Source organism: Amycolatopsis minnesotensis, assembly GCF_039529815.1.
Taxonomy (GTDB): Bacteria; Actinomycetota; Actinomycetes; order Mycobacteriales; family Pseudonocardiaceae; genus Amycolatopsis; species Amycolatopsis minnesotensis.
In genome coordinates this window covers 63,310-76,115 of the sequence record NZ_BAAANN010000036.1, presented here as the reverse complement: position 1 = coordinate 76,115, position 12,806 = coordinate 63,310, and the positions used below count along the sequence as shown (strand labels likewise).

Genomic DNA, 12,806 nt, shown 5'->3' with positions numbered 1-12,806 from the left:
CGGGAGGTGTGGTGGTAGAGCTCGCCCTCGATCCAGAGGAACAGCTTCTTCACGATCTCGTACCCGAAGGTCCCCACGCCCCACTTGTAGCTGGTGGTCTTCTTGTGCTCGGTGCCGTATTCGGTCCCGCTGGTGAGTTCGGTGCGGATGCGCTCGCGATCGACCTCACCGCCGTACCGGGCGTTGTCCAGATCCCGGTGCTCAACCAGGATGACGTCCTCGACGCCGGGGAACGCGGTGCTCAGGTGCACGTGCCAGTGGGGATCGTTCGCGTCCTTGACCACCCTGAGCTGGCGCTCGATCGCCTGGCTGAGGTTCCACACCTCCGCGTCCGGCACCGGGTGGTCGCGATCTTCACGGACCCGCTGGACGATCTCGCTCGTCCAGTACCGCACGGTCGGATCCGGGAGCCGGGTGAAGGCCCCTACCCGGTACGGCGCCTCCAGCCGGGTCGCCTCCTTCGGATCGCCGGCCGGGTCGGTGCGGAACGCGGTGGGGTCGGTGGTCCGGTCGGCTCCTTGCAGCAGCTCGAAGACTTCGTCCGCGCTCAGCTGCGCGGGGGTCCATTCGTCGCGCTCGGTCAGGACCTCCGTACCCGGCAGCGTGAAGTGCAGCGCCTCGCCGCGCGCCTGCTCGATCGACACCGCCCACGTGATCGGCCGCGTCCTGGTCACCAGCGCATCGCGATGCGTCAGATCGCGCGCGGACTTCACGAAGGGGGCGACCGACTCGCTCCGCTGATCGCTCTTCGCCTGAACGGCGAGCGGCCCGGCGGCGGCACCGGTCAGACCGGTCACGTCCCCGCCTGCCACGATGACACCGAGCCCCGTGTCGCGGGTGTTCGAGTCCTTCTTCTTCGTCTCGGCCTCGTTCTCGGCCCGGCCGGTGACCTCCTCCGTCCGATCGGGATCGAACTGCTGGGTACCCAGCACGGGAACCGGGTTCCCGTGCTCGTCGGTGTCCACGCCCCTGCCGAGCCGGATCGTCGTGGCACCACCCGTCCCGGCGAACTTGAACCTCTTCCCGATGACCACCCCGTTCCGCAGTTGGCCGGCTTCCTCCGCGCCCAGCGATCCCAGCCACTCCTGGAACCGTTCGACCTCGGCGTCGTTCGCCCTGAACCCGCCGAGCTTTTCGGACACCGCGTCGGAGAGGCTCTTCGGCGCCCCGGGGAACGCGGTGTGCACGATCTTCCGCGAGTCGACCGGGCCGTCGTCCGGCACGCCGGGGCGACGCCAGTCGAGGACCACGGTGGTCTTCGCGATCCGCTGCCGGGGCGGTTTCGGCTTCTGCCACGGGAAAGCGCGGTGCTCCCGGTAAGTGATCCGGATGGTCGCTTCGTGCTCCATCGCCGTCACCGGAACGTCGGCCTCCGACACCGCGGTCGTCCGCGTCCGCGACCGCATCGCCTCGAAGACCGACGTCGCGAAGTTCAGGACGCCGCTGGGCTTGACCTTGACGATCACGTACTTCGCGATGATCTGGAACCACGGCGCGTCGGGGCTCAGCAGGGTCGGCTTGGCCGACGAGCGCTGCACGTCTTCGTAGACCGTCGTTTCCGTGACGAGATCGATCGTCCTGTCTTCGAGGTACTTGCCCGGGCCGAGGTGGAGTACGTCGATACCGATCTCCGGCTCGCGGAACCCGATCCGATCGACGTGGTTCCCGTCGAGGATCCCCGGAAACGCGCTGTCCAGGTTCTGGTCCGAGTACGCCACGCCGACGACCGGCTTCCACAGGGAGTTCTTGCCGAGCCCCTCGGTGATCTCGGCCCTGACCGTGTCCCACCGGGAACCCGCCTCCAACCGCGGCTGCTGCTGCCGCGCCCGCTCGACCAGCCCGCCACCACGGCCGATGAGCCCGGGGCGCCGATGCTCGCTGAACCACTCGCCGGTGTCGAGCCGCTTGCCGCTCGAGCCCGCTTCGGTGATCGTCAAGCCGCCCGTCTCGCTGAAGCCGACCTCGTTGTTCGCGGCGAACACCGTGCCCGCTTGCTTCAGGTGCCACAGCTCGTCGATGAAGTCGCGTTCGAACGCGGGATCCGCGTCCCCGAACAGCAGCACCAGCGGCCGGGTCAGGTCCTCGTCCGCGTCGCGCAGGTGCCATACCGCGATCCGCGCGGCACCCGCCCCGTCCTCGGCGAATTCTTCCCCCGACCGCGGGTCCACCAGCCTCGCGCGACCACCTTCCACCTTCAACGGCACGAAGATCGCGTCGGAGAACCCGGGGACCGAAACCCACCTGGACAAGTCGACCGCCGGGTCCCTGACCTCGTAGTGGTCCAGTCCGTCCGGCGGAATCCCCTCGGCGAGCTCGGCCACGTAATCGGACTCCCCCAGGTGGTCCGGGAACGAGAGGACCTGCACGCGACGGTCCTGGCGCAGGTAGGTGGTCGACATCGCGGGCTTCGGCTTCGCCTTCGCACCGAGCCCGGCCGCGATCTCCCCTACCAGCGCTTGGCTCGCGTCGAGCCCGTCCCGGTGCATCTTCAGCGCCACCACGTCGCGCGCCGCCGTCGCCACGCGAGCCGCTTCCTCCGGTGAGCGAGTCCGCCGCGCACCGTCCAAAGTGATCTCGACGCCGGTATCGACCACCCACGACACCAGCAGATCCGCCCTCCACCTCGCGTCGGCGACCCGGACGCGGTCGGCGACGGAGTCCAATGTGGACCGTGCGGTACCGCCCTCGATTTCGAGCCGCGCCGGTGTCCACTCCACCGCCATGCTGCCCCGATCGGCGGCGATCTCGTCCGCCACCCGGAGCCCGTGCGCCAGCCCCCCATCCCGCACCGCACCGGCGATCACCTCCTTGATCGCCACCACCAACTCCGGCGCGCGCTGCTGATCGGCATCGCTGACCACACCGCTGTCGAAAGCCGCGGCGATCACCCTGTCCGCCCGCGCCAGCTCCTCCGGCGACGGGTTCACGTCCCGCGCGGTGTCCGTCAGCCGCTGCTCGGTCCACGCCTGCCGCAACCCCGAACCCGGCCCGAAGTCCTCCTGCAGGTCCTGGCTGATCTCTTCGGCGTCCCCGGAGTTCAGCTCCCACGCCACCACCGGGCGCAGCCATTCGCGCTGGACGTCGGTGAGCAAGGGAAGTTCGTCCGGGCCCAGCAGGTCCTCGGCGGCCGTCAGCAGCTCGTCCCTGGCCTCCCCCAGCCCGTCGAGCCGACCCGTGGCTTCGGCCCAGCGACCGCGGATGTCACCGTCGGCCAGGAACTCGTCCACGATCTGCCCGATGTTCCGCCGCCCCGGCTCGTTCCCCGTCTCCGCCGCCCCACCACGAAGCCCTGGCCCCGGCTGGGTACTGCCGCTCGCGATCAGGTTGTCGATGTCGTCGGATTCCGGCGCACCCATGAGCCAGTCCTCGCCGACGGCCGTGCCCTCGCCCAGGTACTCGGCCGCGACCGGCCGGAGCGTCACCGGCCCGTCCGGCTGCATCCGCAGCTCCCACTTGCCGTGGTCCGTTCTTGACGGAGCAGGAACCAGCTCACGTTCGACGCGGTAGTTCAGCTCGCTGTCAGCGCGCACCGGGAAACGACCCGTCCGCAGGACCTCGTTCAATTTGCGCTGGAACGCTTTCCCCAGTTCTCGGTATATCCGATCGTGCCCGGCCGCCTGTTGCGTTGTCCCGTGCAGCCGCAACAGCAGGGTGAAGGTCCGATATCCCTGCGCCGTCCACTGGGCCATCGCGTGGGCGGCCTGCTTGAGCTCCGCGCGGTATGCACTGACACCGGCGAAGAAGTCACCACCTGCCACCGGTTCACCGGACACGAGTCGCGCACGGTGCTCGGCGTTGACGACATCGGGTGACACGACTCGGCCGCCGGAATCGGCCCTGAGCTGTCCACCCCGACCGTCGAACGCCAGCACCGAATACTCGAAACGCGGATCACCCCAAAGATCCGCGCGCTCGTCGCTCCAGGTGTTTTCGGCGATCAGGAACAGGTCCAGCTCGTCATCGATCAGCCACGCCCTGCCGGACGAACCAGTGGCGATACCGTCCTTCGGCCGTGCCACCACCAGCACTCCGGCCAACGACGCCCCGTGCTGCCCCGCGACGACACGCAGCAGATCCGGCACGTTCCCGGAAGCAGGCTCCGCCGCGCCCGGCCACAGCCTCCGCGCGAACGCCGCACCGCCGACTCGTGCGGCGATCCTGTCCCAAGCCCGGCCGCCACCGTCGAACCGGCGCCAGGCGAAGTCCATCGCCAACGCATCGACCACCCGCGCCCGATCCGCCGGATTGACCCCGAGCAACCGGGAACGATCCTCGGGCCAGAACCGCAAGGCCGTCGTCACCTGCTTTTCGAAGGTATAGCGCTCCTCCGGCAGCAGACCATCGAGGAACTCCGCGGTCGCGGGATTCAGCCGATCCCGGACCTCGGCCAGCAGAGGCCCGCCGACCTCTCCGACAGTGATCCTGGACCGAGCGGCCTTCAGCGCGTCGGCAGTGGTCAATTCACCGGAGTACTCGGCCAGGTCCGGATCGCTGACGCCAGGGTGCTCCGCGCGGAACAGGGTGATCCAGCCATTCAGCAGTATGCGCTGCCACTCCGCGCTCGAGCGCAGACTTGCGGGAAGTTTCCTTTGCAGAGCGTCTTCGGGAAACCTGCCTTCGACTTTCAGCGAATTCAATTTCGCCACCAGCGTCGGGTGCCCGCCATCGGCAGGTGGCTCGCCCAGGAAATCGGGAGGCCGGAACCTCAGCACTTCCTCCCACACCTCATCCGTCACCGGAGCACCGACCGGGCGGCCGAACACACCGCGCCCGGGATTCCCCGCGACGCCACCAGGAAGTCCTCGGCCCAGCACGGCCGTTTCCTGTCCGGGCATACCTGGTCCAGCACCGCGGAGGCCGCCGCGATAGCCGCGGTTGTCCACCCATTCCGCACGCACTGTCCCGGAAATGCCGCTGAGTCCTTCGAGGAACCGCGTCAGGCGCACGTCATCGTGGTAGTAGTGCCACTCGCGAGCGGCTAGACGCAGGGAAGCCCCGGCCACCCGATCCACCTCAGGATCACGAGAATCGATCAACGCGAACAGCTCGCGGGTGCGCTCGTTGACGTGCACCGTGCCGAGCAGGCGGTCCGACGCGTCCACGATGTCCGCGACGCCGGTCAGCTCCTCCCCGGCGACCGTCGCCACTCGCGGCCCTTGCCCAGCCCCGTCCGGCCGACCGGGCGCGGGCGTGATCGCGTCCTCGGCGGGCTCCGGGCCCGGCATGGCCTCGTACAAGTCCTCTTCGTCTTCCGGCTGCCGCCTCGGCGGATCGGCCGCACGACCAAGAGCACTGTCGCCGTCCTCCAGCGGAGGCTTCTCGTCCACCACTGGTGAGGCGTCCGAAATCGGCTGCTTGGCCGGAAGGTCCTCGAAGCGTCCTCCGGAGTCCGCTGGTGGCGAGTTCCGCAGCAGCGCGGCCGTCGTGGTGCCATCGGGTTCGGCGTACCGGTACGCGACGGCGAACGCGCCGTAAAGGGCGTCATGGGCGTCGTCTTGCCGTTGCAGGAAAGCGGTGTTGTCCGGAAGCTGGTCGGCGATGGTGTCGGGCAGGAAATCCACCACGTCGTCCGGCAGCCGCAGCGCCCGCGGATCGTCGGCGCGTAGTTCATTTTCGGCATAGGCCTGATACGCCAGCGCGTCCAAAGCGATGTTGTGCACCGCGGGCCTGCGATCGAGTTCGCCCTGCGTGCTCCCTTCCGGGGGCAGCACGTGCGGGAGCATCCGAGACCGCCACATCCTGGCACTCGCCTCCGGAATGCCTTGCATCTCGTTGGCCAGCTCCACCACGCGCGCGATCAACTCGGCCGGTTCGTACTCGTCGTAGGCGGGCGGCGCGTCCTCGTCAGGCGGCGCAGCCGGTGTTTCTTCGTACCGCGGCGGAGGATGCTCCGAGGACAGTCCGGTATAGAACGCGTCGAACGCCTCGGGGAAAAGGCCAGGGCGTTGGGTGTCCAGGGTACTGGGCGGCAAATAGCGGCTGCTCCGCCGTATCTGTTCCGCCGCTTCGCGTATGTGGCGGATCTGACCCCAGGCACGGCTGGGCCCCGCACCGGAAGCGAGCAGATCCCCTACCCTGCCCCCGGATTCCGCGCTCGCGATGAGCAAGATCGCCATACTGGCCTGGATACCGCTGTGGAACTCCTGCCGGACCTGTTCCGGAACACCGCCGGGAACCGGCGGGGGCAGCGAACCGACACGCTCCGCGACCCACTGACGAGCAACGGTCACATCCGAGGCCCCATCCTCGTCAAGCGCGCCGTACTCGTCCAACAAGCGCTCGGCTCTTTCGAACCCGTCGCGGAACCGTCCCAGCTCACGCTCGGCCCACAGGGCCATCTCGTCGAAGTTCCGCAACTGGTCGAAGTGCCACCGAAGCCGATCGGCCACCTCTTGGGCATTTCCACCGCGCGCCATCACCAGCGCCACGGAATCGACGACCCGCGACCAGAAGCGCTTTTGCTCGATCAGATCGGGGCCGTACCCCGTCCGCGCCGGAGGCCGTGGTCCGAGCAGCGAGTCCGCCCCACCACGGAAAGTGCCACCCTGCTCCAACGACCGAGGGTCGGCAACCAGTTCGGCCTCGAAAGCGGTGATCGCCGCTCTCAGGTTGGGCGCATCTCCAACGATGTTCGGCGCGGGCTGGCCGCCGGACCTCTGCGCGGCAGGCGGATCAGCCGTCGACGCGGCCGGTGGATCAGCCGTCGGCACGGCAGGTGGGTCGGCCTTCTCGTCATTCGTTGCCGCGACGGGATTCTGAACCTCCTCGACACCCTCGCGGCCCCAATTACCCTGTCCCGAACCGAGCGACGCAGCCGCCAACTCCTCATCCGACACCTCAGCGGTTCCCTCAACCGGCCCCGCGTCCGCCGGACCAGCCTTCTCCGCACCCGACACCACAGCGGGCTCCCCAACCAACCCCGCACCCTCACGAATCCAATCACCCTGCCCCGAACCCAACAACGCAGCCGCCAACTCATCACCCGACACCAAGGGAGGCTCTGGCGCCGGGGTTTCCCGCGCCACCTCGGCAGGTCTGCTGGTGTCGTCCGGTCGCTCAAGACCGGGCTCAGGCGATACGCCCGCACCGTCCTGCCCGGAATCCGCCGAGGACGCGAGAATCCGTTCGATTTCGCGTCGCTCCGGAGTCTGCTCCAAGGCCATGCTGCCGCGGTCGGCCGCGATCTCATCCGCCACCTGGAGCCCGGCCGCCAACCCCTGATCACGGAGGACACCGCCGACCACCCGCTCGATCGCCGGAACCACCTCTGGCCGGTGCTGACGGTCGAAATCACTGATCGCACCGCTGTCGAACGCGGCGGCGATCACCCGGCCCGCCGCGGCCCTGTCCCCGGCCGGCAGTTCTCCCACACCACCGGCCGTGTCCACCAAGCGTTCGTCGGTCCACCACTGCCGAAGCCTCGAACCCGCACCGAAATCCGCCCCCAGGCCCGCACGGACCTCCGCTTCGTCCCCGGTGTGCAACTGGAAGGCGACCACCTGGTGCAGCCAGGCGCGCTGCCGGTCCTCCAGTAGCGGAAGCTCATCGAGCAAGGTCTGGGCCCTGCTCAGCAGCCCGTCCCGGACATCCTGCAAATCGTCGTGCCCGAGCCTGCTCTCCGCTTCGTCCCGGAACCCGCGAACGTCGTTCTCCACCAAGAACTCGTCCACGGTCTGCCGGACGTTGCCCCGCCCCGGCTCGTTCCCCGTCTCCGCCGCCCCACCGCGAAGCCCGGGACGCATCGGACCTCGTGCCCGAGGGCCCGACGAACCTGCCGCCAGCTCGGCTCGTCGTCTCGCCACGAGCTCTCGCACCTCTGCCTGCTTGAGCAGGACACTCGTGATCAGGTCCGGGATGTCCTCGCGGAAAACCAGTTCCCGCCAGCCGATACCCGCCATGGCCGAACCGCTCAGGCCCGAGTCGTGCATCGCCGCCGTGAGGATGTTTTCACCTCGGAACTCGGCTCGCCTTCCGTCCCAGACGCTGATCAAGGACGCGACGTCCGGTGGGACCGGCACCGCGACGAACCCGCCGTTCACGAAGTGACTCGTGGTGACACTCCGCACTTCCTCGCGCAAGGCAGGAATGCTCGCCAGGAACCCGAGCGCCGCTGCCCACACCACGTCCGGCGTGTCGTGCTCGAGCACCAGTTGGGCGACCTCGGTCAGGTGGAGGTCCCCCTGGCGGTTGCGCAGCTGGCGAACCAGTGTCTGCACCACCTTCGCGGTCAGCTGGGCCGTGCCCACGGCATCAGCTGCTCCGACACGCGGACGGTGTGCCTGGGTGACCGAGCCCGGAATCCAACTCTGGTTGCTGCTGATCTCGACGCCACCGATCATGGGCACATCGGTGATTCCGAGACGGTTCTCGAGAACGGAGACCATTTGCGGGCCGGCGCGATGAAGAATTGAATTGCGCCGGATCATGCCTTCCGCCGTGGCGAAAGTCCTCGACGGCATGCCCACGGTCGCCAGGGGAAAGAGGTCCAGCTGGGTCTGCTGGTAGTTGTTTCCGATCACGTCGAGGTAGACCTTGGCCACGGGGTGCCCCTTGGCCATTCCGAGCACGCTGTTGCCAGTCTCACGAACCGTGTTTCCGTCGGGGCGAGTCACTACCCTGCCACCGAATCCGTAGCCAGGCCCCGCGTGCACGACACTCAACACGTCCGGATCAACCAGCAGGTCGTCACCGTCCAGGTACAGGCCACCGAACCGCTCCGCGACGGCGACCCGCAAGATGTCCGACGCGGCAGCATAACCCTGCCCCGTCCCCTTGGTCAGTCCTGCCCGGTAGAACGAGTCGAGTGGCATCGGCGTGTCCGCGTTGAACACCTCGTCGACGTTGACCAGGATTATCCGGTTCTCGTACGCCCACCGCACCATCTCCCGGACACCGGCAAGGGAAGCGTCGAAGTCGTCGATCATCGACGCTTCGATCCGGCTTCGCGGCACATCGGTCCACAACACCGCACGCCCGCCCAGCGTCCTCGCCGAAGCGGCGAACCGGCTCTGGAACAGGGCGGTGGTTCCCACATCGGCCAAGGGCCCGCCGAGCCAAATACCGTGCAGGAGCTTGGGTATCTCACGCCTGGCAGGTACCGCGCTCCGGTCGACGCCCACACCTTCCCAGTACGCCAGTTCGGCCTCAGACCAGTCCGAGACGAGCACGTCCTGCTCGGCGGCGGCGACTGCCTCAGGGGTCACCGTGGCCAAGTCCTGGACCGGGCTCCTGAGGTCGAAGTGCTCCAACAGGGTCATGCCCTGCGCCGCGCTCAGGTTGTCGTAGTCCAGCCCGCGGAAGTTCTCCGGCGCCTCAGGCGTACGGCCGAAGCCGAACAAGTCCGGGCCGAGCATCTTGTGGTACGGGCCCCGTCCCGTGATGGTCGCGTCTTCCGCCATCTGTTCGAGCCGTGCCTGAACCTCAGCCACCGCGTGGGGATTGGCGTAGGGGCCAGACACGACGCCCGGAAATTGCCAGGCGGACGCGACGAACGGCGCCTCAGCGACGTCCTGCGGACTTCCCGATCCGGATGGGCCGGCATCGCCGTAACCGGGTTGCGGACCCGGTGCTCCACCAAGAAGCCGAGGCAATCGCCCAGCTCTGTCGATCCAGGCGACCTCGAACGCTGTTTCGGGGATGTTCGCCGGCAGTCCACGAGAGCGAGGTTCGCTGCGCCAGGTAAACCATTTGTCGTAAGCTTGCCGGGCTTGTTCCGGAGTCGTCTTTTCCTGGCCCTCCTGGTGCAGCCGGTCCATCTCGGTGCGAATTTTTTCCCGCAGGTTGTCGCTGAATTCGAGCAAGGGACGCGTCTGACCGGCACCGGACAGATCGGTCCCCACCGAATCGACGGAAGAAATCGAATCCGTATCACGGGAATCGACGGTGGATTCGGTGCCGGATTCGAACGCGGTGTCGCGCTTGAGCAGTTTTTCGAGGTCGTCCGGGGGTGACTGGGTCGAGCGGAAGGCCGGGAGCGAGAAGGAACCGCCGAGTTCGCGATTGGCGAGCAGGGCCACGACGCGCGCGCGGTCGCCCTGCCGCCGCTGCCGCAGCAGCAGTTCGTAGAGCCCCGCCATCACTTCGCGGCCGTGCGTCTCCACGATCTTGAACTGCTGGACCGGGGACAGCACCGAAGACAGCCACGTGAAGTCCTTGAACGACACCTTGGGCAGCCGCAGCTCGTCCACCGGCTCGCGCACGAGGCCCCGCAGCTTCTCCGGCAGCGCCTCGCGCTTCGAGAAGAACGCGACCATCTCCGTGTGCCACGGGTCGGGGTCCACCTTCCGCCCGTGAGCCACCCACGTTTCCGCGGGCTGTTCCTCCGCCGATTCGTTCCGCGACTCCTCTTCGGGGGCGACCTGCTCCGGTGTTTCCTCCACCGGCGTCGTCTCTTCGACGCTCGTTGTCGACGCTCCCACGGAGGCCGTCGCGACCTCAGGCGCCTGCTCCCTCGCGCCATCACCGCGCGAGGGCATGGCGGGGCTGGCCGTCGTGGGTGTGACCGCGGGCTTTCCTCGGCCCGGCGTGCCAGCGGCGGGAGCCTTGCCCTCCGGTCCGGAAACCGTGCTGCTCGATCCTGTGGTCGTAACCGGTCCGCCCGGTCCTCGCCCCGTTGGCGTCTGCGAAACCGGCGTGGTGCTCGAACTCGAGGACGAGTTCGTGGTCGCGCCGGTGCCGGTGGGCCCTCCCTGCGGCGCGTTCCCCGTCGACGTGGCAGCGGAACCGCTCGTGGCGGGGGCACCGCCGGTGGAAGCGGCAGCGGGACTGGTCGACGGCACCGCTTGCGAACCCTGGCCCGGCGCGTCCTGCCCGACGGGCGGCACCGCGGTCTCGGCGGCGACCGGGCCTGAAGCTGGCGGAGTCGCCTGCACCCGGCCGTCCTGCCCCACGGGCGCTTGCGACTGCGGGGAAGTAGCCGGGAGGTCGCGGCCAGTCGCCTCCCGCTGCCGCCCCTGGTTCGAGTTCTCGTTCTGCTGGTTTTGGCTCTGTCCCTGCGGGTCCTGGCCCCGGCTCTGCTGGCTCTGGTTCTGGTCCTGGTTTCGGCTCTGGTCCTGCTGTTGGCTTTGGTCCCGGACCTGCTGGTCCTGAACCTGGTCCTGCTGGTCCCGGTTCTGCGGGTCTTGGCCCCGGTTCTGCTGGCTCCGGTCCTGAACCTGGTCCTGCTGGTCCTGGACCTGATTTTGGTTCTGCTGCTGGTTTCGGCTCTGCTCCTGGACCTGGTCCTGCTGCTGACTTTGGTCCTGGACCTGCTGGTTCCGGTCCTGGACCTGCTGATTCCGGCTCTGTGAGTCCTGGCCCCGGTTCTGCTGGCTCTGGTCCTGCGGGTTCTGGCTCTGGTGCTGGTTCCGGCTCTGGTCCGGGATCTGGTCCTGCTGATTCTGGTCCTGGTTCTGACCCTGCTGGTCCCGGACCTGGTCCTGCTGCTGGTCCTGGCCTTGGTTCCGGCTCTGGTCCTGGTTTTGGTTCTCGTTCTGGTTCTCGTTCTGGTTCTGTGGGTTCCGGTTCTCACCGGAGCTGTTCGTGCCGCCCTGGTCGCCGCTGGTGTTGCCGCCGGAAGTAGCGGTGGCCGTGTGGTTCTCGTTGGTGCTGCGGCTCTCGTCGTGGCCGGTCACTGGCGGCGGGGTGGTGTTCCCGGTGGTCAACTCCCGGTTTCCGCCCTGGTCGCCCCCGGCCGGGCCGTTGACTTCGCGATCGAAGACCGAATCGACGTCGCTACCCGAATCGCTGCTCGTGTCGCTGTGGAAGTCGCCGCTCGTATCGCTGTGGGAGTCGCTGTCCGTGTCGCTGCCGTAGCCGGAGTCGTGGTCCGAGTCGTCCTTCTCGTTCCCGGCCTTGTTTTCCGTGTCGATCGCCGAATCGATGAGCTTCTGCTTGAGCTTGTCGCCGAGACCGCCACCGAAGATCTCGGCCAGCGATTCCGACGCCCCCGCGGTGAACGCGCCCGGGTTCGCCACCAGCTTGCCCTCCAGGATGAGGGTGCCGATCATCTCGGTGAAGAACTCGTGGCTGCCGCCCGCCACCATCTTCGTCACATGGCTGTCGAACCACTTCTCCACCTTGTCCCGCGTACCACCGTGCTTGACGACCACATCGCCCAGCATCTTCTTCAACCACGGCCCGCCGAACATTCCCCCGAACGCCAGTATCGACCCCACGGTCGCGATCACCGCGGCGTTCTTGTAGTGCTGCGTGTCGTGTTCCTTGCGGGTCCCCATCGAAATCTGCGCCTGCTGCGCGATGAACACCAACCCCAGCTGCTGACCGAAACTCGTCGCGAGCGCGCCCAGCATCTGCACCGGGATCCGCAACCGCCCCGCCATCCGCTGCGCCAACCACGTCAGCACTTTCGATATCACCGTGCGGTGCATGAACACCCGCGCCAGGAACCATGCCTCCAGCCCTGGAAACCACCACCGCCACGCCAGGTAGAACGCCATCTCCGCAGCCAGCAATGCCAGCTCGGTCAACACCACGATCTTGGTGAACTGCACCTCGACCGCGATCTTGTCCAGCGCATCAGCCATCAGGTCGAAATGATCGGCCGACGCGTCCAGCCAGTTCTTCTCACCATCGACGAACGGGCCCATCCGCGCCGCGAACGCCCGCTCCGACTCCCCCGCGAACCCCGAACTCCGGATCGCGTTCACCACCGCACGCGCACGAACCCGCAATTCCCGCAACCGCTGCGCATGCGACCGCCACACATGCGACAGCCCCCACACCTTGTCCTCGTTGATAGGAGGCGGATCATCACCGGTCAACCAATAGGCGAGCGCACGCTCGCCTTCGGTGAACTCGATCGCCAT

1 protein-coding gene (running past one end of the window) is annotated in these 12,806 nt (G+C 67.8%); it reads right to left on the bottom strand.

Annotated elements, in window-relative coordinates:
* Positions 1-12,806: part of a WXG100-like domain-containing protein coding region (locus ABD256_RS34315; RefSeq protein WP_344428775.1), annotated on the bottom strand (this coding region is incomplete at its 3' end). 20,810 nt of the annotated region lie to the left of the window's left edge; the window shows 12,806 of its 33,616 annotated nt.